The organism is Vreelandella hamiltonii, assembly GCF_014651775.1.
In the GTDB taxonomy this organism is placed as follows: Bacteria; Pseudomonadota; Gammaproteobacteria; order Pseudomonadales; family Halomonadaceae; genus Vreelandella; species Vreelandella hamiltonii.
The window spans coordinates 92,565-117,236 of record NZ_BMXN01000007.1 but is presented as its reverse complement, the minus strand read 5'-3'; the positions used below and the strand labels follow the sequence as shown (position 1 = coordinate 117,236).

At 59.3% G+C, this 24,672-nt stretch carries 20 protein-coding genes; 11 read left to right on the top strand and 9 right to left on the bottom strand.

Annotated elements, in window-relative coordinates; all coding sequences use genetic code 11:
* Positions 1 to 16: 16 nt before the first annotated feature.
* Both IE091_RS08590 and IE091_RS08585 read left to right on the top strand, forming a co-directional pair.
* A complete protein-coding gene (locus IE091_RS08590) occupies positions 17 to 886 on the top strand; it encodes an aldo/keto reductase (protein ID WP_189463415.1) in 870 nt (289 codons plus the stop codon).
* Between the two features lie 45 nt (positions 887 to 931).
* Positions 932 to 1,897, top strand: coding sequence for a carbohydrate kinase family protein (locus IE091_RS08585; RefSeq protein ID WP_189463414.1), 966 nt, complete (start codon positions 932 to 934; stop codon positions 1,895 to 1,897).
* 21 nt (positions 1,898 to 1,918) lie between these two features.
* Here the strand turns inward: IE091_RS08585 and IE091_RS08580 are convergent, their stop codons facing one another.
* On the bottom strand, positions 1,919 to 3,400 hold the full coding sequence (locus IE091_RS08580) for a glycoside hydrolase family 32 protein (RefSeq protein ID WP_189463413.1): 1,482 nt from the start codon (positions 3,398 to 3,400) through the stop codon (positions 1,919 to 1,921).
* A gap of 165 nt (positions 3,401 to 3,565) precedes the next feature.
* On the opposite strand from IE091_RS08580, the gene IE091_RS08575 reads away from it, so the two are divergent.
* The 5 genes from IE091_RS08575 to IE091_RS08555 all read left to right on the top strand — a co-directional run bounded on the left by IE091_RS08575 (position 3,566) and on the right by IE091_RS08555 (position 8,106).
* Positions 3,566 to 4,303 carry a FadR/GntR family transcriptional regulator gene (locus IE091_RS08575; protein WP_096922770.1) on the top strand — a complete coding sequence of 246 codons (738 nt, stop codon included), beginning with the start codon at positions 3,566 to 3,568 and terminating at the stop codon, positions 4,301 to 4,303.
* 32 nt (positions 4,304 to 4,335) lie between these two features.
* A complete protein-coding gene (gene dgoD / locus IE091_RS08570; RefSeq protein ID WP_189463412.1) occupies positions 4,336 to 5,484 on the top strand; it encodes a galactonate dehydratase in 1,149 nt (382 codons plus the stop codon).
* A gap of 106 nt (positions 5,485 to 5,590) precedes the next feature.
* Positions 5,591 to 6,562, top strand: coding sequence for a 2-dehydro-3-deoxygalactonokinase (locus IE091_RS08565; protein ID WP_096922768.1), 972 nt, complete (start codon positions 5,591 to 5,593; stop codon positions 6,560 to 6,562).
* 42 nt (positions 6,563 to 6,604) lie between these two features.
* Positions 6,605 to 7,210, top strand: a complete 606-nt coding sequence (locus IE091_RS08560) for a 2-dehydro-3-deoxy-6-phosphogalactonate aldolase (protein ID WP_096922767.1) — start codon at positions 6,605 to 6,607, stop codon at positions 7,208 to 7,210.
* Complete coding sequence (locus IE091_RS08555) at positions 7,207 to 8,106, top strand: SMP-30/gluconolactonase/LRE family protein (protein ID WP_229800788.1); 900 nt, start codon at positions 7,207 to 7,209, stop codon at positions 8,104 to 8,106. The genes IE091_RS08560 and IE091_RS08555 overlap by 4 nt, the downstream gene beginning before the upstream one ends.
* A gap of 76 nt (positions 8,107 to 8,182) precedes the next feature.
* On the opposite strand, the gene IE091_RS08550 is transcribed toward IE091_RS08555, so the two are convergent.
* The 4 genes from IE091_RS08550 to zwf form a co-directional block, all read right to left on the bottom strand.
* Positions 8,183 to 9,778, bottom strand: coding sequence for a solute:sodium symporter family transporter (locus tag IE091_RS08550; protein WP_096922766.1), 1,596 nt, complete (start codon positions 9,776 to 9,778; stop codon positions 8,183 to 8,185).
* 240 nt (positions 9,779 to 10,018) lie between these two features.
* Positions 10,019 to 10,681 carry a bifunctional 4-hydroxy-2-oxoglutarate aldolase/2-dehydro-3-deoxy-phosphogluconate aldolase gene (locus IE091_RS08545; RefSeq protein WP_039179577.1) on the bottom strand — a complete coding sequence of 221 codons (663 nt, stop codon included), beginning with the start codon at positions 10,679 to 10,681 and terminating at the stop codon, positions 10,019 to 10,021.
* 42 nt (positions 10,682 to 10,723) lie between these two features.
* Complete coding sequence (gene pgl, locus IE091_RS08540) at positions 10,724 to 11,389, bottom strand: 6-phosphogluconolactonase (protein ID WP_096922765.1); 666 nt, start codon at positions 11,387 to 11,389, stop codon at positions 10,724 to 10,726.
* A 1-nt stretch (position 11,390) separates the two neighbouring features.
* A complete protein-coding gene (gene zwf, locus IE091_RS08535) occupies positions 11,391 to 12,884 on the bottom strand; it encodes a glucose-6-phosphate dehydrogenase (RefSeq protein WP_096922764.1) in 1,494 nt (497 codons plus the stop codon).
* Positions 12,885 to 13,184: 300 nt separating this feature from the next.
* Here zwf and malE point away from each other — a divergent pair, with 300 nt between their 5' ends.
* The 4 genes from malE (at position 13,185) to IE091_RS08515 (ending at position 18,533) form a co-directional block, all read left to right on the top strand.
* The gene (malE, locus tag IE091_RS08530) at positions 13,185 to 14,372 is read left to right on the top strand and encodes a maltose/maltodextrin ABC transporter substrate-binding protein MalE (RefSeq protein ID WP_422822521.1); all 1,188 of its coding nucleotides are present in this window, start codon (positions 13,185 to 13,187) and stop codon (positions 14,370 to 14,372) included.
* A 60-nt stretch (positions 14,373 to 14,432) separates the two neighbouring features.
* A complete protein-coding gene (malF, locus tag IE091_RS08525; protein WP_189463410.1) occupies positions 14,433 to 15,989 on the top strand; it encodes a maltose ABC transporter permease MalF in 1,557 nt (518 codons plus the stop codon).
* 10 nt (positions 15,990 to 15,999) lie between these two features.
* Complete coding sequence (gene malG, locus IE091_RS08520) at positions 16,000 to 16,890, top strand: maltose ABC transporter permease MalG (protein WP_189463409.1); 891 nt, start codon at positions 16,000 to 16,002, stop codon at positions 16,888 to 16,890.
* Positions 16,891 to 17,042: 152 nt separating this feature from the next.
* Positions 17,043 to 18,533, top strand: coding sequence for a TrkH family potassium uptake protein (locus IE091_RS08515; RefSeq protein WP_189463408.1), 1,491 nt, complete (start codon positions 17,043 to 17,045; stop codon positions 18,531 to 18,533).
* 16 nt (positions 18,534 to 18,549) lie between these two features.
* On the opposite strand, the gene IE091_RS08510 is transcribed toward IE091_RS08515, so the two are convergent.
* The 4 genes from IE091_RS08510 to kdpB are packed head-to-tail and all read right to left on the bottom strand — an operon-like array spanning position 18,550 to position 24,669.
* Positions 18,550 to 19,278: a response regulator gene (locus tag IE091_RS08510; protein ID WP_100731537.1), complete on the bottom strand. Its 729-nt coding sequence runs from the start codon at positions 19,276 to 19,278 to the stop codon at positions 18,550 to 18,552.
* A complete protein-coding gene (locus IE091_RS08505) occupies positions 19,268 to 21,952 on the bottom strand; it encodes a sensor histidine kinase (RefSeq protein ID WP_189463407.1) in 2,685 nt (894 codons plus the stop codon). The genes IE091_RS08510 and IE091_RS08505 overlap by 11 nt, the downstream gene beginning before the upstream one ends.
* Before the next feature lie 4 nt (positions 21,953 to 21,956).
* Positions 21,957 to 22,622, bottom strand: coding sequence for a potassium-transporting ATPase subunit KdpC (kdpC, locus tag IE091_RS08500; protein ID WP_189463406.1), 666 nt, complete (start codon positions 22,620 to 22,622; stop codon positions 21,957 to 21,959).
* A gap of 10 nt (positions 22,623 to 22,632) precedes the next feature.
* Positions 22,633 to 24,669 (bottom strand): potassium-transporting ATPase subunit KdpB, encoded by a 2,037-nt coding sequence (gene kdpB, locus IE091_RS08495; RefSeq protein ID WP_189463405.1) that lies wholly within the window; start codon positions 24,667 to 24,669, stop codon positions 22,633 to 22,635.
* Between the last annotated feature and the right edge of the window lie 3 nt (positions 24,670 to 24,672).

Below are 24,672 nucleotides of genomic sequence, written 5' to 3'. Positions count from 1 at the left end.
CCGACGGAAATACACCATGGCTGCTGTGACCTTTGACGCGCCGTTCGTACTCGGCATGATGCGCCTGCATGAAGCGCAAGAGATGCACCAGGCGAGCCATTTGGCCGACTGGATCGAAGCCCGCCTGGAACAAGGCCTGCACTGGTTCGACCATGCCGATATCTACGGCAGCGGAGCTTGCGAAGCGCTATTCGGCCAGGCGCTGCGTGCCCGCCCGGCCCTGGCCAAGCGGCTCCACGTGGTCACCAAAGCCAGCATTGCCAACGACAACCCGGCCGCGGGCTCCGGCAAGGTAAAGCACTACAATGCCAGCCCGGCATATCTCGGCCGGGCCATCGACGATGCCTTGAGCCGCCTGGGCGTCGAGCGCCTCGATCATTTTCTGATTCATCGCCCGGACCTGCTGATGGATGCCGAGGCCACCGGCCGTGCGCTGGACGATGCCATCGACGCGGGCAAGATAGGCGCAGCGGGCATTTCCAACCACCTGCCCAGCCAGTGGCGCAGGCTGCAACGCCATATGCACCAGCCGCTGCGGGCCAACCAGATCGAGCTTTCCATTGCCCATAGCGCGCCGCTGTTCGACGGCAGCTTCGACGAGCTGAACGCCGATGGCCATGCGCCCATGGCCTGGTCGCCGCTGGCGGGCGGCCAGTTGATGCAGGGCGAGGTCAGCCGCGTGCTGAACCGTTTGGCAGGCGAGCTTGGCAGCACCCCCGGCGCGCTGGCGCTGGCGTGGCTGCGCACCCTGCCCGGCCGCCCGGCGCCGGTGGTGGGCAGCGTGAAAGCGGAGCGCATTGCCGATATGCTCAATGGCCCGGCAGCCCTGCCCCGAGAAGCCTGGTACGAACTGCTGGAGGCGGCCCGCGGCCACTGCGTCGCGTGACGCGCTTGTTTCACATCCAATGCCAATAATGACAAGGAACGACCTATGACGCCGGTGATTGCTTTCGGTGAAGCCTTGATTGACATGCTCTCCAGCCGCCTGGGCGACGACACGGGGCCAGAGACCTTCACCCCCTACGCAGGCGGTGCGCCAGCCAACGTGGCGGTGGCCTGCGCCCGGTTGAGCGTACCCAGCCAATTTCTGGGCATGGTGGGTGATGATACCTTTGGGCACTTTCTGATCCGTGAGCTGCAAAGCCACGGCGTGGACACCCAAGGCGTGGTGCTGACCCGGGAGGCCCGCACGGCGCTGGCCTTCGTTTCCCGAGACAGCCATGGCGAGCGCACCTTCGACTTCTACCGCCCACCCGCCGCCGACCTGCTCTACCGCCTGGAGCACCTGCCCCACGGCGTGTTCGAGCAGCCTGCCATCGTGCACCTGTGCAGCAACAGCCTGACCGACCCGGAAATCGCCGACACCACCCTGGCCATTGCCGCCATGGCCAAGCGAGCGGGCTGCCTGGTGAGCGTGGATGCCAATCTGCGCCATAACCTGTGGGCGGACGGCTCGGCGGATGTGTGGCGGGTCACCGAGCTGATCGATAGCGCCGAGCTGGTGAAGGTCTCGCTGGAAGAGCTGGACTACCTGCGCGGCGACCATCCTAGGGAGGCGTGGCTCGCCGAGCGCATGGCCGCCGGTGTGAAAGTCATCGTGATCACTGACGGCCCCCATGACGTGGTGCTGAAAGGCGTTGGTATCGAGCAGACCATCACCCCGCCCAGCGTGACGGCCGTGGACACCACCGCCGGTGGCGATGCCTTCATTGGCGGCCTGCTGGCGGAGCTTTCCCGGTTCGGCATCCGCTCCAACTGGCATCAGGACAGCGCGTTTCTCAGCCGCGCGGTGGACATTGCCTGCCGCTGTGGCGCCCATGCCGTAACCCGACCCGGCGCTTACGCCGCCCTGCCCACCCACGCCGATATCGAAGCCCTGCGCGGCTCCGCAGGCTAGCCCTCAGCGTCGCCGAGCAGTCTACTCGGCGACGCTCTGAGTGAGGCCTTCCATGATCGCCACCCGACCGCTGACCAGATTCAGCGTGGTCGGCTGACGGCGATGATCCACCAGGCTCACCTGGCTGATGCTGCGCTGCTCGGTGGCGCCCTCGATCAACATTTCCAGCGTTCCGTGATCGCACCACCAGAGGATCTTGACGGTCAATCCATCGACGCTGCCCGCCGCATGGTCGCAGGCGAAGTGCTCATCGAAAGCGGCCTGGCCGTTACTGCCCTGGCGCGCATAGTGCAGCGCCGTCTGCGTTTCACCCGCCGATAGCCATAACTGCTGCTGGTAGCCCTGCTGCAGCGAGAGTGCCAGCCGCGTCCCCGGCTGCAGCGTCAGGGTCATCTGCCCCCGCACGGCCGTGCCTTCCGGTAGGGCGATGCAGTGCTCCCCCACCGTTTGCAGCGAGCGAGGCGAGAGGTGACGGGACGCGCCGAGCGCTCGAACCGCCTCACGGGTGAAGCGCTGGTATAAGCGCACGCCGCGATGCGTTGCGCGCAGCGCAAGCTCCCTGGGCAGACTCATGGTGCCCCGCCAGCCCGCTTCAGGGGCATGGTTGGCGTACTGCCAATTGTTCAGCCATGCCAGTGCCAGCTGCCGCCCGGGGGTATTCGACCAGCTCTGTACCGCGTAGAAGTCCCGCCCTTCGTCCATCATCAGCACGGTGTCGGCAGCGTTGTCATTGGTGAAACGCTGGCCGTCGAAATCACCCACGAAGTACTGGGTAAACGAGCCAAACGGGTTATCCGACGTAGCACCAATGCCCACCACCAGCACCCAACGCCATGCGGGCTCATGGGGCTCGGCGCCTTCCACCGGTAGCTCGAACAGGTCCGGGCACTCCCAGGGGTGCTGGGTGTGTGCGCCCTCGCCCGCCCCAAAAGCGCTGGCAAACTGCCACGCCAGCAGGTTGGTCGAGGTATAGAAGTGAATCTCCTGCCCGCAGGCCAACGCCATCACCCAGCGCTGGCTGGGGGCATGCCACACCACCTTGGGGTCGCGGAAATCCTTGAAACCGGGCGGCGGCAGAACGGGATTCCCCGCATAGCGCTGCCAGGTCCGCCCCTTGTCGCGGCTGTACGCCAAGCACTGGGACTGCTGGTAATCCTGCGGGTCATCGGAGAGCACCTTGTGGCAGGTATAGAACGCCAACAGCCCAGGCTTGTCATCGAACAGCCCCGTGACATCGTGCTCATCCACCACGGCGCTGCCGGAAAAGCAGGCCCCTTCTTCATCGGGCGCCAGCGCAATGGGCAAATGCTGCCACCGGCACAGGTCACGGCTGACCGCATGCCCCCAGTGCATCGGCCCCCATTCGGTCCCCAGGGGGTGGAACTGATAAAACAGATGGTACTCGCCTTCGAAAAACACCAGCCCATTGGGGTCGTTCATCCATCCCATCGGAGGGGTGAAATGCACCACAGGCCGCTGGGGCTCAAAATCCGCTAACGTCATGCTTAAAACCTTAACTTAATCGGTCAACTTAATCGTTTAAGTTAGCGTATCACGATGCTTTCTCTTAATCTTTCATCCAATAGCCTTACTGGCTACTATTGGCTGACTTGTTAAAATGTCAGACATTTAATAGACTTTTTCAAACTATTTCAAAGAGAGTTATCCATGTCGCTGAATGCTTTACCGCCTCACTCCGGCGGAGCCATCAATTTAGCGCGCCTGCTAGCCAGAGCGTTGCTGGCGGGAACATGGCAACCAGGCGAGCTGTTCCCCAAAGAGATGGATATCAGCAACCACTTTGGCGTCAGCCGCAATCAAGTACGCAACGCCTTAGCCAGCTTAACGGCTGCCGGGCTTTTAGAGCGCACAGCAGGTAGAGGAACGCAAATCAGACAAATGAGCGATTGGCACTTACTCGACCCGCTGATGAGCGAATGGATGACTGGGCTTACCAACCTAGATCCCGAGCTGATCCGCGCCATTTACGCCTTTCGTTTTTCGGCAGAACCGATCGTGGCCAGTTTAGCGGCCCAAGCCGCTAATGAAGAAGACCTCGACCGTTTGCGAGCCGCTTTTGAAGGCATGAAGCGAACGGCAACGGACCCGGCGGGTCGCCATCAGCACGCGGAATACGACGTGATGTTCCACGATGCCACCTACAGCGCTAGCCACAACCTTGTATGGCGGCAAATGGGGCACTTATTACGCCCCTCTATAATGGCGTTGGTGCACGGCTCCCAACACCAAACCAGCACGCTTGATGACAGCTTAACGAGGCACCAGGCCGTTTTAAAGGGCATCGTCCATCGCGACCCGGAAGCCGCAGCGGCGGCTGCCAAAGAAGTCCTGCGCCGTACGGCAGTCGATTTGGGCATTGTCGACGAGCCCTCCTTCACTCATTAATCACTTATCTCGCTAGCAAAGGTAGAAGATCGATGAAAATCACCCGTTTAAAAACCTGGCAAGTGCCGCCCCGCTGGCTTTTCCTCAAAATCGAAACCGATGAAGGGTGCTACGGCTGGGGCGAACCGGTCATTGAAGGGCGTGCCGCCACGGTAGAAACCGCCGTGCACGAGCTGGCCGACTACTTGATTGGTCAAGACCCTCACCGGATCGAGCACCTATGGAACACCATGTATCGCGCGGGGTTCTACCGAGGCGGCCCGATTCTGATGAGCGCCATTGCAGGGATCGACCAAGCGCTATGGGATTTAAAAGGGCGCGATCTGGGTGTGCCCGTCCATCAACTCTTAGGCGGGGCCGTTCGCGATAAGATGCGGATGTATGCCTGGACTGGCGGCGACCGCCCAAGCGATGTGGGCGCGGGTGCTAAAGCCCTGGTAGAGAAAGGGTTCACCGCTTTCAAAATGAACGGCACGCCCGAGTTGCAGATCGTCGACTCCCATCGCAAAGTGGATGAGGCGGTCGCCCGAGTAGCAGAAGCGCGGGACGCGGTAGGGCCTGACGTGGGTATTGGCATCGACTTTCATGGCCGCGTACATCGGCCAATGGCGAAAGCGCTGCTACGCGAACTGGAGCCGTTTCATCCCATGTTTGTCGAAGAGCCAGTGGCTCCCGAACACCTGGCCTGCTTAAAAAATATCGCTGGAGGCCTTGGCTACCCTCTAGCTACCGGCGAGCGCTTGCACACCCGCTTTCAGTTCCGCGACCTCTTGGCAGACGGCATGATCGATATCGTGCAGCCGGACATTTCCCACTGCGGCGGTATTAGTGAAGGGCTAAAAATTGCGGCGCTCGCCTCTTCCTACGACGTTGCTCTAGCGCCCCACTGCCCGCTGGGCCCTCTTACCCTGGCCGCCTCTCTGCAGTTGGATGCGGTGAGCCATAACGCCTTTATCCAAGAACAAAGCATGGGGATCCACTACAACCAGGGTAACGATGTGCTGGACTACCTAGTGGATAAAACGGCGTTAGCCATTGAAGACGGCTTTTGTGCCATCCCTCGAGGCCCAGGGTTAGGAGTGGAAATCGATGAAGCCTTTGTCAAAGAGCGGGCCAAAACCGGGCACCGCTGGCGCAACCCTTTGTGGACCCATGAAGATGGCTCAATCGCCGAGTGGTAACCTTGAGCTAGCCAATGGAGAGCGGCATGACAGATCCAATCAATAAAGTGGAGTTTAATAATTTAGCTGGTCAAAGCGTATTCATCGCCGTGGATGGAGAGCGCACATGAAGAGCGCCCTTGAACAACACCTAGCATGGGTTGCCGCAGACTGGGGCTCCAGTAATCTTCGCGTCTGGGGACTGGACCAGCACGATCAAGTCATTGCCCAAGCCAGTAGCAGTAAGGGAATGCTCGCGTTAACCCCAGTTCAGTATGAAGCTGAGTTACTGCGCTTGATCGCCGACTGGCTGCCCGCGAACCGCCAGGTGGACGTGGTGGTGTGCGGTATGGCAGGGGCACGCCAAGGCTGGTTGGAAGCCGCCTACCTACCAGTGCCCACGCCCCTTCATCAACTAGGCATGGGAGCAGTGACGCCTCAACTGGCTAACCAGCAGCTGCGAGTTTATTTACTCCCCGGCTTGAGCCAAACCCGCGCTAACGCTACCCATTTCGATGTTATGCGCGGCGAAGAGACCCAACTGGCGGGCTTGCTGGCTGATCACCCCCACTTTTCAGGTCTCGCCTGTCTGCCGGGCACTCACTCTAAATGGGCCCAGCTGGAAGCGGGAACGGTGGGTAGCTTTAGTACCTATTTAACAGGGGAGCTTTACCATTTGCTGGCGCGTCAATCGGTGTTACGGCACTCCATCGGCAGCGACGACCTGGATGACGAGATAGGGCGTGACATCTTCCTGGCAGCGGTGCGTGAAAGCTATGAGGCTCCAGACGCCTTTAGCAGCCGCCTGTTTGGCCTACGCGCACAGGACTTGCTGGACACCAAACCGCCCAGCGATGTCCTACGACACAATCTCCTGGCGGCGAGGCTCTCGGGCTTGGTGATTGGATTAGAACTATCCAGTGCATCCCGCCAGTACGCGTCAAATGAGCCCATTACGCTGATTGGCAATCAAGCCCTTTGCCAGCGCTACACCTTGGCATTAAATACCATCGGCCACCCTACTCAGCATCTGGACGGCAACACCGCCGTACTGGCAGGCCTAAGCCTCGCCCACCATGCACTCAAGGAAACGGCTTAACGCTGCCCTTGCTTGCCGAACCGATATATGGAGAAATCGCCTATGTCACTGCCCTTAATCGGTATTCTACGTGGAGTCACCCCCACCGACGTTGTTGAGATTGCAGGCGCGGTGCTTGCCGCTGGGATTACTCAGATTGAAGTGCCGCTGAACTCACCCGAACCGTTAGACAGCATCCGTCTCCTAGTGGATGCCTTTGGCGAACGCGCCGTGATTGGTGCTGGAACGGTCTTAACCACCGCGCAAGTGCGGGATGTTCACGCCGCTGGGGGCCGTTTGATCGTATCCCCCAACTGCCGCCCGGCTGTCATCGAAGAAACTTATCGGCTTAGCATGGCCAGTTGGCCGGGCATCGTCACCCCCTCTGAAGCGTTCGATGCATTAGACGCCGGCGCTACCGGCTTAAAACTATTTCCAGCGGCCCAGGTGGGTCTAGAAGGCATGACGGCAGTCCGCGCGGTACTGCCCAAAGGGACGCTGCTATATGCCGTGGGCGGCGTAGGAGTAGAGAACTTTGCCGAGTGGCGCACTGCTGGCGTGGACGGAGCGGGCCTTGGCAGCGCGCTGTATAAACCCGGCCAAAGCGCCGCTCAAGTTGGACAACAGGCACAGGCGCTGGTCGACGCTTGGCAGGCAGCTAGGCAATGATGAGTCCAAACGAGCATACCTCAACCTGGCAAGCGGAATTGGCCCTTGATTGCCGTTGCACGCTAGGAGAAGGCCCACAGTGGGACGCAGCGAACGAGCGGCTCTATTGGTGCGACATTCTTGAGCAGCGGCTGCACTGGCTAGCCCCTGCCAGCCAGAATAGCGGTCAATATGCGCTCGATCACAAAATCTCGTTGGCTACTCCGCTCGACACCGGCGGCCTGCTGCTGGTGGGTGAAGACCGCTTGAGCCTCTTCGACCCGCACGTTAGAACCGTCAAGCGATGGGGAAGTTTTGAAACCGATAACCCGCTTACTCGCAGCAATGACGCCCGCGTGGACCGCCACGGCAGTCTGTGGCTTTCCAGTATGGGTAAGGCTGCCGAACCGGGGGCCGGAGCACTGTATCGCTTGCATCGAGGCGAACTCACACGCTTACGCACCGGGCTAACCATTCCCAATGCCCTCTGTTTCTCGGCAGACGGCCACTTGGCTTGGTTTACCGATACGGCCACAAGCGTCGTGATGCGCTGGACGCTAGACAGGGAAGGCTGGCCCCAGGGCAACCCAGAGCCTTGGGCAGACTTCTCCTCTACCGCTGGCAATCCCGATGGCGCAGTCGTCGATAGCGAAGGCTGCCTATGGCTAGCCCTGTGGGGGGCAGGACAGGTCGTGCGCTTAAACCCTGATGGCGACATTATTGGTCGCGTTGAGTTACCAGTGAGCCAACCTTCTTGCCCAGCATTTGCTGGCCCCGGCCTTACGAAGCTCTATATCACCACAGCACAAGAAGGATTTAGCGCTGAGCAGTTAGCTCAGGAGCCGACCGCAGGCTCGCTTTACGTGGTAGAAACCGGTATTGCAGGCCTAGCAGAATTACCTCTGCGACTGACCTGACCAGCCAATAGCCTTAAAGCACAAGGCCTCGATAACCATAGCGGGGCCTTGTTCACTGCGTTATGAATGCCAGGCCTTAAGCCGCAAAGCTGATGTACATCACGATGACCAGCACCACCAATACGATTCCGGCAGGCACAGCGCCTTTCCAAGGCGTCAAATCCACATCACCGCTGTGCTCTTGAACCCAGTCGGTCTCGCGGGGACGCATTTTACCAATCACCAGCATCACCGCCACCAGCAGCACGAACACCAGCGCGACAAAGTGGAACTCGTGCATCACCTGCGGCAATAGCGTGAACGGCGGAACGAAGTAGCCTGCGGCAATCAGCAAACAGCCACCGATCAGCGCCACCTTGGCGGCCATCGGCGGTACTCGCTTGGTCAGCAATCCCACCAGCACGACCGCCAGAATGGGGATGAAGTAGATCGCGTTCATCTTCTGTAAATAGCCGAACAGGCTCTCCTGGCCCGCCAACAGCGGCGCGATGATCATGGTGGTCACAGCCATGATCCAACCAAACACCTTGCCGGACTTCACCACCTGCGCTTCGGTCGCGTCTTTATTCAGCACACCCTTATAAATACCCATGCTGAAAATCGTCGTGGTGCTGTTCAGCGCAGAGTTGAACGACGACAGAATGGCCCCGACCATCACGGCGGCAAAGAAACCGGTGAGGTAAGGGGGCAGCACGTTAAATACCAGATGGCCATAAGCTTCGTCGGCACGTACGCCCTGATCGGCATACAAGTGATAAGCGATGATACCCGGCAGCACCAGATACAGAGGCCCCAGAAGTTTGAAGAGACCGGTCAGCAGTACGCCCTTCTGCCCTTCGGCCAGGTTCTTCGCGGCAAAAGTGCGCTGGATGATCTGCTGGTTGGTGCTCCAATAGAAGAGATTAATCAGGAAGACGCCGGTAAACAGGGTGAAGAACGGCACCTGCTGTTCAGGGCCACCAATCGAATTCAGCTTATCCGGATCGCTCTCTTTGAGAATATTCCAACCTTCCATCACGCCGCTGCCGTCACTGACCGCCTGCAGGCCGAAATAGACGATGACGAAACCGCCAATCAAAAGCCCGACGCCATTCAGCGTATCGGATACAGCAACCGTGCGCAGCCCGCCAAACAGGGCATAGATGGCCCCAATGATGCCAACGATCCATACCGTCAGCCAAAGCAGCGTATTGGTCGACTCAATGCCCGTCAGCCCTTGAAGATCGAGCATTCCCTGCAAACCAATGGCGCCCGAGTAGAGAATGATCGGCAGCAGAATGACCGCGTAGGCAATAAGAAAAATGACGTTGGTGATCAGCTGCGTTGTTTTATCGAAACGAATTTCGAGTAGTTGAGGCAGCGTGGCAATACCACTTTTCAGAAAGCGCGGAAGGAAAAATAACGCCAGAGCGACCAGAGCAATCACTGCCACAACTTCCCAAGCCATGACGCTTAACCCATCAGCAAACGCCGCACCGTTGAGGCCTACCATCTGCTCCGTAGAGAGGTTGGTCATTAACAGCGAGCCTGCGATTAGCGGAAAGGTAAGCGTGCGCCCTGCTAGAAAATAGCCGCTAGTGCTGGAGTGATCGTCGCGCCGAGTGATGCGCCACGTAATGAAGGCGACAAGCCCTGTGAAAAACAGGAACGACGCCAGGGTCAACATATGCATGCTCGCTTTCCTCTTTATATAAAGAACGCGCCATACATCGAGACGCGCGCCAAATGTCTGACATATCGAAGCCTCATCTTAGTTGACGCGAATATATCGACGTTATCCGTCTTTAGTCCTAGTCAAGTCCAACAAAAAAGCCCGAGCATGGCAACATGCTCGGGCAAGCGTCCTGCTCACATGACCCGACATCAGTGAAGCAAGTGACGAGAGTGCTCGGTACGGTATTACGGTGTTACATCAGTGATGGAAGCGCTCGGCGGCCTGACGGGCCAGTTCGCGGATGCCGTCCCAATCTTCGGCGTCGACCATGGCTTTCGGGGTCAGCCAGGAGCCGCCGACGCACATCACGTTGGGCAGCGAGAGGTAGGATTCGGCATTGTCCACGGTGATGCCGCCCGTGGGGCAGAAACGCGCTTCCGGGATCGGCGCGCCGAACGCCTTGATTGCCTTGGCACCGCCGCTGGACTCCGCGGGGAAGAATTTGAAGCGGCGGTAGCCGTACTGCCAGCCGGTCATCAGCTCGGAAATGGTAGAAACGCCCGGCAGCATGGGTACCGGGCTCTCGACGCCGTAGCGGTACAGCGCCTCGGTGGCCCCCGGCGTCACCACGAAATCGGCGCCGACCTGTTCGGCCTGGCGGTACTGGGCAGGCGTGAGCACCGTGCCGACACCAATGCTGGCCCCCGGCAGGGCTTCTTTCATGCGCTTGATGGCTTCCAGCGCGCAGTCGGTGCGCAGCGTCACTTCCAGAACGCTCAGGCCGCCCTCTACCAGCGCACGGCCCAGCGGCACGGCATCCTCGATGCGTTCGATGGTAATGACCGGAATGACTTCGGCCTTCAGGCAAATACTGTCCAGCTCGGCGGTGCGCGTTGAGGGTAACTGTTTATCGATGGTCATCAGTGAATCTCCAAGCAAATTGTTATTGGCGAAGGCCTGCCGTCAGGGCGCCCAGTAGATCGCCAGCGGGCAAGATAAAAAGGCGCGAATCGGCAGTGTCCGAACGTCGTCACCACTCATGGCGTTGGCCAATACGGCACGTTTGTCATCGCCGGTAATGTGCAGAATGTGGCGTTTTGCCTGATGCAGGCGGTCCGCCGAGAAAGTAATACGCGGCTGCGGCTGGCTGGGGGTGCGCACGGCAACCAGCGGCTCGTCGGTGGAGAGCGCCAGCCCCAGCTCCTGGCTATCCGGGAACAGTGAGGCCGTGTGGCCGTCTCCGCCCATGCCCAGAATCACCACGCTGGCGGGCCAGGCAAGGCCTGCCGTGGCCTCGGCCACGGCAGCCACGCCCTCTTCCGGCGTGCCGTGTGCCGAGGTCAACGGTACGAACGTAGCCGCTGCTGCCGGGCCTTGCAGCAGGTTGTCGCGCACCAGTTTGGCATTGCTGTCGCTGCTCTGCTCATCCACCCAGCGTTCATCGGCCAGGGTGATGTCCACCCGCGCCCAGGCCAGCGGCTTTTGCGCCAGCGCTTTGAAAAACGGCACCGGCGTCGAACCGCCCGATACCACCAGCAGGGCACGCTCCTGGTGCGCAAGGTCTGCCGCCAGGGCTTGATAAACGGCTTCGGCCAGCTGCTCGGCCAGCGCTTGTCGTGTAGTGCTCATTTCAATAATCCTCGTACCAGCTGCGGCCATCCTGGGTGATCATGGCAATCGAGGCCACCGGCCCCCAGGAGCCTGCGGGGTAGCGGCGCGGCGGAGTTTCGCGTGATTTCCAGCCATTGATCAGCTGGTCGCACCAGCGCCAGGCGTGCTCCACTTCGTCACGCCGCACGAACAGGTACTGCTGGCCTTTCATGACTTCCAGCAGCAGACGCTCGTAGGCATCCGGAATACGCGATTTCGGGAAGGCGCTGTTGAAATCCAGGTGCAGCGGGCCGGGGCGCAGGCGCATGCCCTTGTCCAGGCCGCTATCCTTGGTGAGCACCTGAAGGGCGATGCCCTCTTCCGGCTGCAGGCGAATGATCAGCTTGTTGGAAGCGATGCCACGCTGGTCCGGGTCGAAGATGTAGTGCGGCTGCTGACGGAAGTGAATGACGATTTGCGACAGCTTTTCCGGCATACGCTTGCCGGTACGCAGATAGAACGGCACGCCTGCCCAGCGCCAGTTGGACACTTCGGTCTTCATGGCCACGAAGGTTTCGGTCTGGCTCTGGGTGTTGGCGCCCTCTTCTTCCAGGTAGCCCGGCACGGCCTGGCCATCGCTGGTACCGGCAATGTACTGGCCACGCACCACGTCGCGGCCCAGCGCTTCGCCGGTAAACGGCTTCAGCGCCTTGAGCACTTTTACCTTCTCATCACGGATGGCATCGGCATCCAGATTGGAAGGCGGGTCCATGGCAATCAGGCAGAGCAGTTGCAGCAGGTGATTCTGCACCATATCGCGCAGCTGGCCCGCGTCGTCGAAGTAGCCCCAGCGCCCTTCGATGCCGACCTTTTCAGCCACGGTGATCTCGACGTGAGAGATGTGGTTCTGGTTCCACTGGGTGCCGAAGAGCGGGTTGGCAAAGCGCAGGGCAATCAGGTTCTGAACCGTCTCTTTACCTAGATAGTGGTCGATACGATAGATGCGGGACTCGGGGAACACGGCACCAATGGCGTCGTTGATCTCTTCCGACGACGCCAGGTCATAGCCAATCGGCTTCTCGACGATCACTCGGGTGTCGTCATCCAGGCTATTGCTGGCCTGGAGGTTGTGGCAGATATCGCCATAGATCCGCGCCGCCACGGAAAGGTAGACCACCATGGGGCGCCGTGCGCCTTCACGCCATTGGCGAAGCGCGTCGTAGCCGTCCACCGTGGTGAAGTCGAGCTTCAGGTACTCCAGCCGTTGCAGGAAGCGCTCCATGCTGGCCTTGTCCTGCTCGTCCTTTTTCAGGCGCTTCTGCAACGCGGCGCTGACCAGCTGACGAAACTCGGCCGTGTCATGCTCCTGACGCGCCAGCCCCATGATCCGCGTGCTTTCAGGCATCAGCCCTTCGCGGTCAAGATGATACAGCGCAGGGAACAGCTTGCGCATGGCAAGATCACCAAGCGCCCCGAACAGCGCGAGATCAATCGCATGATTGGGGTCGCCTAGCGGTGCATGTGACTGGCTCATCTCAGCTCCTGTTTATAATTAGGTGATCCAACTTATGTAGTTAGATTACCTAAAATCTATCTGATAACGGGCATTATACGCAATATTTCGTGTAATTTTACTACAAAAAAATCACCATGGCTGCTTTTCCTGTCAGGCGGTGCCTGCAGCGCTCGGCCCTACGCCCCCGACATACGCCATCCTACTCCCCCGCAGGGAGGAGGCGGCACAACACCAGATTGGCGAGGCTGGCACGACAAGGCACGCGCTGACGGCATCGTGCACGACAATAACAATGGCCTTACACGAGGTATGCACATCATGACAATGAAACGCAGCTTTTTCACGCCGCTATTCGCCACGGCATTGGTCACCGGCATCGCTACCCCCGCCTTGGCCTTCGAGGAGGACCGCCTGACGATCTGGATGGGCGACAACAAGGGGCAGGAAGGCATTCGCGCGGTGGCCGCGCAGTTTCTGGAAGAGACCGGCATCCGGGTAGAGGTGGTGTTTCCGGACAACCTCACCGACCGCTTTCAGCAGGCGGCGGGGAGCGGCCAGGGGCCGGACATCGTCATCTGGGCCCACGACCGCATGGGGGAATGGGCGCAAAGCGGCCTGCTCCGGCAGGTATCCCCCAGCAGCGCGTTCCGTGAAGGGTTTTTCGATTTCACCTGGGAAGCCGCGCTGTGGAACGGCGATACCTATGGCTACCCGATTTCCGTGGAGTCCCTTGGCCTGATTTATAACAAGGCGTTAGTGGATACCCCACCCGACAGCTTCGCGGAACTGATCGAACTGGACGCCACCCTGGCCCCCGAGGGTAAAAAGGCCATCCTGTTCGACTACAGCGAGCCCTATTATGGCTGGACCCTGCTGGCCGCCAACGGCGGTTACCCGTTCAAGCAAACCGATAGCGGCTATGATGTCAGCGACATTGGGGTCAACAATGCCGGTGCCTTGCAGGGGGCCGAGCTGCTGGTGGAGCTGATCGATAGCGGCGTAGTGCCCCGGGGCACCGACTACAACCTGATGGATACTCGCTTCAACCGGGGCGAAGTCGCCACCATGATCAGTGGCCCCTGGGCATGGCCCAACCTGGAGCGCAGCGGCATCGATTATGGCGTGGCGCTGCTGCCCCGGGTAGGCGACGAGCGCGCCCGACCAATGTTTGGCGTGATGACCGCGATGATCAACTCCGCCACGCCCAACGACTTTCTGGCGGTGGAGTTTTTGGAGAACTACCTGCTGAGCGAAGCGGGCATGCGCACCTTCAACAGCGACGGTTCGCTGGGCGCAGTGGCGCATATCGATTACCAGGCAGCGCTGGCGGACAACCCCAACATTGCCGCCACGCTCGACAACGCCGAAGTGGGCATGCCGATGCCCAACATTCCTGAAATGGGAGCCTTCTGGGCGGCCATGGAGCCCGCGCTGCAGAACATCGGCAGCGGGCGCCAATCGCCCCAGGAAGCGCTGGATGCCGCTGCTCGCCGGATGCGCCAGTAGCCACTCTTTTGCCCTTGCTGCCCGGCGGTGTAAGCGCCGGGCAGCCTTCAGGAAGCCATCATGTATATCACCAATGCGTCTCGTGGCCTGCCCCGCCACCGCCCTCGTCATCTTGCCGAACGCTACACCCGCTGGGCCCTGCGCGGCGTGATAGCGGCCCTGGTCATCGCTCTGCTCTGGCTGGTACTGGCCTTTCATTTGAACGGGCAGTGGATGTTCGCACTGCTGTTTCTGCTTCTCGGCGGCTCGCTGGGCGTGGTCTTCACCAAGCGTTCGCTGATGAGCCACCGCTATATTTTCCCAGCCGTGGCAGGGCTGGGGGTGTTCGTCATTTTTCCACTGATCTACACCTTCGGGATCAGCTTCAGCAACTACAGCTCCACCAATCTGCTCTCGGAAGAGCGGGTGCGCAGCCAGTTGATGAGCCAGACCTATCAGGAGGACGATGACGCTTTCGATCTTACGCTTTATGCCGAAGGCGACCTGGTGCGTTTGCGGCTGGAAAACGAGCGCCAGCGCTGGATGTCGACACCGCTGAATCTGACCAATGTGGAGTCTCGCCAGCTAGGCCTGCAGGCGGCCAGTGACGCCCCCACCGCAGACCCGCTGCCCATGCGCGACATCATTCAAGCGCGCGGTGCCCTGCAGGGGCTACGCCTGATCACTCCCGAAGGCACCGAGCTGCGCATGGCCGGTATTCGCCAGTTTGCGCCCATGCTCGACCGCTACGAGGCCCGGGAGGATGGCACGCTATACGACCGCCGAGACGATCGCGTGCTGACACCGGATCACACCCTCGGCTTTTTCGTCGCCGACGATGGCCAGCGCATCACTCCGGGCTGGCCGGTCAACGTGGGCTTCTCGAACTACACGCAAATCTTCACCGATCCGGACATTCGCGGCCCGTTCATGCAAATTTTCGTATGGACCTTCGTGTTTGCCAGCCTCACCGTGGTGTTCACCCTGGCCGTAGGCTTCGTGCTGGCCTCCCTGCTGCAGTGGGATCAGCTGCGCGGCAAAGCGATATACCGCACGCTGCTGATTCTGCCCTACGCCGTCCCGGCGTTCATTTCGATTCTGATTTTCAAAGGCATGTTCAACCAGCACTTCGGTGAAGTGAACATGATTCTGGATGCCCTGTTCGGCGTGCGGCCCGAGTGGTTCACCGACCCGTGGCTGGCCCGCAGCATGCTGCTCATCGTCAATACGTGGCTAGGCTACCCCTACATGCTGCTGCTCTGCATGGGGCTGATTCAGGCGATCCCTCGGGATTTGTACGAAGCCTCGGCGGTGGATGGCGGCGGCCCGATCAGCAACCTGTTCCACATCACCCTGCCGCTGATCATCAAGCCCCTGACGCCGCTGTTGATTGCTGCCTTTGCGTTCAACTTCAACAATTTCGTGCTGATTGCGCTGCTCACGGGTGGCAATCCGGACATTCTGGGGGCCAGTACCCCGGCGGGCACCACGGACCTGCTGGTGAGCTACACCTACCGCATTGCCTTCCAAGATGCCGGACAGAACTTCGGCCTGGCGGCCGCCATTGCCACGCTGATTTTCCTGCTGGTGGCCGGTATGTCGTTGCTCAATTTGCGCCTTTCCAAAGTGAAGGTCTAGGAGGTTACTGATGGCAATGGTTCAACCACGCTCCGTGGGCGTACGCCGCCTGGGAGCACATCTGGCACTGATCTGTTTCGTCTCGCTGATCGTGTTTCCGCTGCTACTGGTGATCTCGATCTCGTTTCGAGAGGGCAACTTTGCCAGCGGCAGCCTGATCCCCGACAACGTCTCGTTGGAGCACTGGTCACTGGCGCTGGGTATCACTTGGGAGCGCGCCGATGGCACCGTCGTGCAGCCGCCCTTCCCGGTACTGCTGTGGCTGTGGAACTCCATCAAGGTGGCGGTGGTGTCGTCGGTGCTGATCCTGATGCTGGCTACCACCAGCGCCTACGCCTTTGCGCGCATGCGCTTCAAGGGCAAGGAGCCGCTGCTCAAAGGCATGCTGATTTTTCAGATGTTCCCGGCGGTGCTCTCGCTGGTGGCGCTGTATGCGCTGTTCGACCGGCTGGGGCAGTTCGTGGGCTGGCTGGGCATCAACACCCACGGCGCACTGATCGTGGCGTCGCTTGGAGCGGTGGCGCTGCATATCTGGACGATCAAGGGCTACTTCGAATCCATCGACGGCTCGCTGGAAGAGGCCGCCATGGTGGATGGCGCCAGCACCTGGCAGGCGTTTCGCTACATCCTGCTGCCGCTCTCGCTGCCGATCCTGATGGTGGTGTTCATTCTGGCGTTCGTGATGAGCATCATGGAGTACCCCATGGCGTCGGTACTGCTGGTGGACGAGCACAAGCTGACCCTGGCCGTGGGCGCCCAGCAGTACCTGGCCGACCACAACCAGCGCTGGGGTAACTTTGCCGCCGCGGCGGTGCTATCTGGCCTGCCGATTACCGTGGCCTTCCTGATCTGCCAGCGCTGGATCATCGGCGGCCTGACCGCTGGGGGTGTGAAAGGTTGATGCGTACTTGACGCGCTGTTTCCTCGCTTGAGCGGCTTGCTCATCCCCGGCGTCTGAGAAATCTGCGCCGGGATTTTATTTTTTACGGACTTTTTATGCAGGTGCATGATGTTATAGGCCATGCTTAAGCAAAATGAACGATGAGCAAGGCAATGCATACGACAAACGCAAGGTTCTATCGCAGCAATGAGCTTTACCGACACTGGGCACCGGTGTTCAAGATTTTATCGGTACTATGGCTTATCCTCGCACTGTTCATGATGGTGCCTTGGGCGGTGCTGCTCATTGAACGCGACCCGGACGCCCGGGCGTTCGGCCTCTCTATCATGCTCGTGCTCGCCTGTGTGGCTACCACACTGCTGCTCACTTATCGTGCGTCGTTAGAACTCAAACCGTGGCAGATGTTTATCCTTACGGCGGGCAGTTGGGTAAGCATTAGCGGCTTTGCCAGCCTGCCGTTGATTCTTGGCGCACCGCAGCTAACGTTTGCCAATGCCGTCTTTGAATCCGTGTCGGCCATCACCACCACGGGCTCTACCGTGCTGGTGGGCATCGAGAATCTCTCAGACGGCTTGAAGCTCTGGCGCGGCTTGATGCAGTGGCTGGGGGGGATCGGCATTATCGTCATGGGCATCGCCATTCTGCCGTTTTTGAAAGTGGGCGGTATGCGCCTGTTTCATACCGAATCTTCGGACTGGTCGGATAAAGTCATGCCCCGCACCGGCGGCATTGCCAAAGCCACGCTGTCGATCTATGTGATGTTGTCGCTAACGGCCATGGTCAGTTACTGGCTAGGCGGTATGCAGCCACTGGATGCCATCGTGCATGGCATGTCTTCGCTCTCCACCGGCGGCTTTGCCAACTCTGATGCCTCGTTTGGCGCCTATGCAGAACAGCCCTGGCTGCTGTGGATGGGCAGCTTCTTCATGCTCTGCGGTGCGCTACCGTTCGTACTGTACATCCGTTTCATCCGCTCTTCGCGCAGCGCCTTATGGCAAGACCAACAGGTGCGTGGGCTGCTCAAACTGCTGTTGGCAGCCATCGTCATCCTGACCGCCTGGCGCGTCTTGCAAGGCGACGACTGGTTTGTCTCCCTGACTCACGTCACCTTCAACGTCATGTCCGTGGTCACCACTACCGGCTATGCGTCGGATGACTATACGCTGTGGGGCACACTGCCGATTGCAGCTTTCTTTTACCTGACGTTCATTGGCGGCTGTAGCGGCTCCACCAGCGGCGGTATGAAGATCTTCCGCTTCCAGATCGCCATGTTGATGCTGCGCAATCAGCTACGCTACCTGATTCATGCCAACGGCATCTTTACCACCCGCTACAACCAGCAGCCAGTCACCAGCGATATCTCGCGCAGCGTCGTGGCCTTCTCGTTCTTTTTCTTTATCACTATTGCCGTATTGGCATTAGGGCTTGCCGCGCTGGGGCTGGACCTGGTCACAGCGCTTTCGGGCGCAGCGACAGCCGTCGCCAACGTCGGCCCTGGCCTGGGCGATACCATTGGCCCGGCAGGCAACTTCGCCACCCTGCCCGATGCGGCCAAGTGGCTTTTATGTGTGGGCATGCTGATGGGCCGCCTGGAGATATTGACGGTCGTGGTACTGATGACCCCCATGTTCTGGCGGCGTTGACCGCGGTTTGGGGGCGTCAGGATGCCTTTGTAGGCCGAGCGCAGGCTTCCACTAGCAATCGATAGCCGACGCCAGCTTCTGTTTGCAGCAGAGTCGGCGTTTGTGGATCGTCGGCTAGTTTTTGTCGCAAGCGGCTCACCACAATACGCAGGTAGTGAGTATCTTCGGTATGTGTCGGGCCCCATACCTCTTTCAGCAGTTGTGTTTGCGTCACCACCCGACCGGCGTAGCGACAAAGCTTCGCCAGGACTGCAAACTCTTTACGGGTTAAACGAACCTCCTGCTGGTGCACCATGACGTGCCTCAGCTCCACATCGATGGTGACATTAGCGCTTGCGAAGTAGCTGGCACTCTCTTCTCCTTTGACTTTTTGAGCAATGCGCAGCACTGCCCGAATACGCGCCAGCAGTTCCTGAATACCGAAAGGTTTGGTGACATAGTCATTGGCACCGTTATCCAACGAACGTACTTTCTCTTCCTCCCTGTCGCGTACCGATACTACAATAATCGGCACGCTACTCTGCTCACGAATACCACGTAGCACGTCATGACCATCTATATCAGGCAGGCCTAAATCGAGCAGTACGACATCTGGCGCTTGGGTATAAGCGGCTGCCAATGCTTGCTCACCGTTTGCTGCCTCAATCACGCCGTAACCCTGGGACGCGAGGCTGATGCGCAAAAAGCGGCGAATCTGCTGTTCATCATCAACGACCAGAATGCGCCCGTTCCCTTCACTCTTCATTCATCCTCCTGATATCTGCACCTAGCAGTGGCAGCTTGATAATGATCGCAGTTCCCTTGCCATTCGTACCCACACCAGCGGTGATCGTGCCACCATGTGCCCCAACCATGCCGCGGCAAATCGCCAATCCCAATCCACTACCATGGGCACTGCGATCACCGTCACCGCCACTGTAGAACATATCGAATACCTGCTCACGTAACGCTGGTGAGATACCCGGGCCTTCGTCTTCAACGCTAACCACCAACGCGCTGGGGTCCTCGTCGCTTACGTATGCGTTAATCAATAGCTCTCCATTAGGAGGCGAAAAGCGCTGGGCATTGTCCAGAACGTTCACCAGCGCTTGCTCTACCAGCGCAGGGTGCACGTAAAGTAGCGGCAAGTTGCCAGACCACTGCTTGCGAACCACCACGTGCCTGAGTGATTGGCCTAGTCGCTTGAGCGCCGCATTAATCAAATCATCAAACGAGACCCAGTCACGTTCAATTTTGAGTGTGCCATGCCCCAAACGAGTCATGTCTAACAGATTTTGGATGTAGCGATTGAGCCGTTCGCTTTCAGACAAAATACCGTCCAGCAGCTCACGCTGATCACTATCACTGAGCTGTGGCTTCAACTCAATTAATGAACTAGTGGAACCTATAATCGAGGCAAGCGGGGTGCGTAGATCGTGGGACACGGAGGAAAGCAACGCAGAACGCAGACGCTCGTTCTCCTCTGAAACCCGCGTAGCGTTAAGCTCTGCTACCAGACGCGTCCGCTCCAGCGCCATGCTAAGCTGGCGCGCCAACGTATCGATTAATGCTTCACTTTCATGAGTCAAGGCCTTCGGGCTTGCAGAGAGCTTGAGTGCCAGCATCCCCACTTTTTCTCCTTGTACCGCGAGCGGTAGTAAGCGCCACGCCTGTTGGCTTAATGTTTGAGTGCCATGACCGCTGGGTTTTTGGTGTTGCCAACTCCATACCGCTGCCTGCTTGGCGGCCATGTCCAGATGCTCGTCATCCGACAGTGCGTAGACCACACGCACCTCGCTAGCGCTTTCCGCTGTTTCAATAAAAATAACGGGGACGCCAAAACACTGCACCAGGGTATCGACACCCACTTTGGCGGCACTGGCACTGTCGGTGGCGATTGAGAGCTGCTCGGCGTAGCAGAGCAGAAGTTGTGTCTGATCGCGGCTAGACCGCAGTGCAACTAAGCGCTGGCGCCCACGACCCGCTAATTGCCCCACCACTAGCGCTACCAAAAAGAAGAACACCACCGTCAACAGTTGCCCTCGTTCCACCATGGCAAAGGTCAAACGTGGTTCTGTAAAGAAGAAATTAAAGATCAAAAAACCCGCAACGGCACTGAACATCGCCATTGCGGTGCCCGCCGAGGCAGCGCTGAAAAGCACGGCGGCTAAAAATACCAGTGAAAGATTGGCAAGCTCCAGCCAGGGCTCTAGCACGTGAGCAATTCCGAGAGATACCATCACCGCCAAGCTGGTGGCGAGTAGTTGAGGTGGTCGCACCCTCCAGCCTGGCTGCCGTTTGTGCCTACCTTGCTTCACGCTGCTCTGAGCCACTACCACGATATCGAAGACGTCGGCATGCGCAATCAAGCGTTGGGCGAGCGGCCTTGACCAAGGCCACCAGCGGCGTTTTGCGTCGCGTCCCACCATAATCGTAGTGGCATTAATCGAGCGGGCGTAGTTGAGCATCTCACCTAGCTGGCTATGCCCCTGCAAGCGAAGTGAATCGCCTCCCAGCCGGGTCACCAGACTAAATATCTTCTCAATCGTAAGCTGCTGCTCCGGCGAGGCGACACCTTTATCCACATAGACCGCCCGCCATACGGCCAAACGCCTCTCGGCCATTCGATGGGCTGCACGCACAAGGGTCATATCGTCTTCATTACCGGTAACAATCACCAACAGGTGGGGCCTTACCGGCCAAGGGCCTGCCCTACCGCTGGCGTCCATAGCCACTTTTACATCGGCATCCACCCGCTCGGCCATGGTTTGAATCGCCAGCTCGCGCAGCGCGTTAAGGTTTGACTCGTTAAAGTAGCCCTCCATGGCGGCGCGTGCCTGCTCGGGGATATACACCTTGCCGCGTCTTAAGCGCTCGAGCAGCTCCTCCGGGGTTAAGTCCACCAGCGATACATCCCGAGCGCGCTCTAACAGTGCATCGGGGACGGTTTCGCGCATGCGAATGCCGGTGATCCGAGCAACATCGTCGTTAAGGCTTTCCAAATGCTGGACGTTCACTGTTGTCCAGACATCGATCCCTGCATCCAGCAACTCTTCAATATCCTGATAACGCCGTGGATGTCGGCTGCCGGGGATATTGCGATGGGCTAACTCGTCTACCAGCAGAATAGTGGGCTTCCGCTTCAGGGCCGCATCGATATCGAATTCGTAAAACGTTCGTCCATGGTGCTGTAAAGGCGCTAGTGGAATACGTGACAGCCCCTCACAGAGCGCTTCGGTGTCGGCGCGCCCGTGGGACTCCACCACGCCAATCACGATATCATCACCCTCCTCTGCCCGCTCCCGGGCCGTGCGAAGCATGGTGTAGGTTTTGCCAACGCCAGGGGCGGCTCCCAAAAATACACGCAAACAGCCGCGCGCCTCTCGGCGCGCGGCTTTTAGCAATGCATTGGGATCGGGTCGCTGATCCGCTGAATACATTTAGCTACTCCACAGGGATGACAGACGACGTGGTGGTGGCGACGGGAAAACGCTCATCCAAACTCACATTCAACCGCAATACGTTGACCACTGGCGACCCCAGCCAGCCCGTGTTTTCAAGCGCTTGGTCGATCAGTTCAGTGACGCTAGCTTCGTCGATTTCACGCGCCTGCGCTACCCTTGCGACCTGTAATTCCGCGGCTGGTAACGAGATATGTGGGTCAACCCCAGAGCCCGAAGCGGTGATCAGATCAACCGGGATTTGATCGACGCTGACACCTTCCCGCTGGGCAATCGCCTGGGCATCGGCTTGGGCACGCTCACGAAGCGCTTCATTGCTTGGAGCCAGATTAGAACCCGAAACCTCGCCTGCATCATTACCCGCTGCTGACGGGCGACCGATAAAGTATTCATCGCTGACAAAGGTTTGTGACACCAGGCTTGAACCCACTACCCGACCATCGGCGTCGCGAACCAAGCTGCCTTGCGACTGCTCAGGAAACAGCCAACCGCCAACCGCTGTAGTGGCCAAGGGGTACACCAGCCCAAGCAGAACGGCCATCACCACCATAAAACGCAGCGCACTGCCCCAAGTGGCTTTAGTCTCCAACGTTGGTGCCTGCTGTTCTTCATCATTAATCGCCGCGGGATCTTTAATACCTATATTCATGACGCTTCTCCTAGATAAACAGCGCAATCAGCATGTCGAGCAGCTTGATGGCAGGGAACGGTAGTAGCAGACCACCAAGACCGTAGATCAGCAGGTTGCGGCGCAATAATACCGTCGCCGATGCGGCCTTTACGGACACGCCACGCAGTGCAAAGGGAATCAGCGCGGGGATAATCAACGCATTGAACAGCACGGCTGCCAGCACCGCGGTGGTGGGTGAATGCAGGTTCATTACATCCAGCACGCCCAGCGCCGGGAAACTCGCCGTGAAGAGCGCCGGTAGAATCACGAAGTACTTGGCGACATCATTCGCCAATGAGAACGTGGTCAATGCGCCTCGGGTCACCAGCAACTGCTTACCAATTTCCACCGCGCTAATGAGCTTGCCGGGGTCGGAGTCCAGATCGACCATATTGGCCGCTTCGCGGGCGGCTTGGGTGCCGGAATTCATGGCCAGACCAAGGTCAGCCTGGGCCAGCGCCGGAGCGTCATTGGTACCATCACCCACCATGGCCACAAGTCGGCCACTGGCCTGCTCTTCGCGAATCAGCGCCAGCTTACGCTCAGGCGTGGCTTCGGCGATGTAGTCGTCGACACCGGCCGTGGCGGCTATCGCCGAGGCGGTAACCGGGTTGTCACCGGTGATCATCACGGTTTTGATACCCATAGCGCGCAGCTCGGCAAACTTCTCCGCGATACCGCTTTTAATCACGTCAGACAGCGCTACCACACCCAGAATCTGATGGTTTTCCGCAACTGCAATGGGGGTGGCACCATCGCGGGATATACGCTCAATGACCTGGTGATAGTCGCTGGGAATAACGCCGCCCTGCGCCTTTACCCACTCGGCGATGGCATTGGGGGCACCTTTACGTAGCTTTTTACCGCTGGTTAGATCCACCCCTGAAAGCCGGGTTTCAGCACTGAAGGCTTCAAAAGTTGCGCCATCCGCTTCTTCGCTAAGCTGCACATCCACACCCTGCTCAGTGGCCAGCGTCACAATCGAACGGCCTTCCGGCGTAGGGTCTTCCAGAGAGGTTAAAAACGCTACATCGCGTACCCGTTGACGCGGCACCTGCTGGCAGGGGGCAAACTCCGTCGCGCGGCGGTCGCCCAAGGTAATGGTGCCGGTTTTATCCAGCAACAGCGTGTCGATGCTACCGGCGATCTCTACTGCCTTGCCTGATTTGGCGACCAGATTGGCACGCATCGCGCGCTCCATACCGGCAATGCCGATGGCAGGCAAAAGACCGCCAATAGTGGTGGGAATCAAGCACACCAGTAGCGCTACCAGCATGACCGTTGAGGTTTCTACCCCAACGAAAGCGGCCATGGGTACCAACGTCACCACCACAATCAGAAATACCAGGGTCAGCATTGCAAGCAGCACCGAAAGCGCCAGCTCGGAAGGTGTTTTCTGACGGCTAGCCCCCTCTACCAAGGCAATCATACGATCCAGCAGGGATTCACCGGGGTTGGCACTGACTTCAATGACAAGCTGATCCGAGAGCACTTTGGTGCCCGCGCTGACGCCGCTGTTATCGGTGCCCGCTTCACGCAGCACCGGCGCGGATTCACCGGTGACCGCTGACTCGTTGATAGACGCCGCGCCCTCGACGATATCGCCATCTGCCGGAATCAGCTCACCCGCCACCACCTTCACTCGGTCACCTTTACGCAGCGAGTCGGCGGTCACGGCGCTGGTGGTGCCGTCAGCGTTTAGCTTGGTCGCCTTGAGCTCTCCTTTGGTTTTGCGCAGCGCGCCAGCATGGGCCTTACCCCGGGATTCCGCCAGCGACTCCGCACCGGTGGCAAACAGCACGGTAGCAAGCAGCAGTAGCGCAATGGCGAGCGCAAAGCCGCCGTTCTCGCCATGTGCGAAAGCAATCGGCGTTAGCCCAAAGCACACCGCAGTACCAATGGCGACCACTGCCATGACCGGGTTGCGCGCCAGCAAATGAGGCGCAAGCCCTTTCACAGCCCCAGCAACAACCTGGCCAATGGGCAGCGAACGACGCGGCTGTTTAGTAAGCTCTGTATGTGACATCTA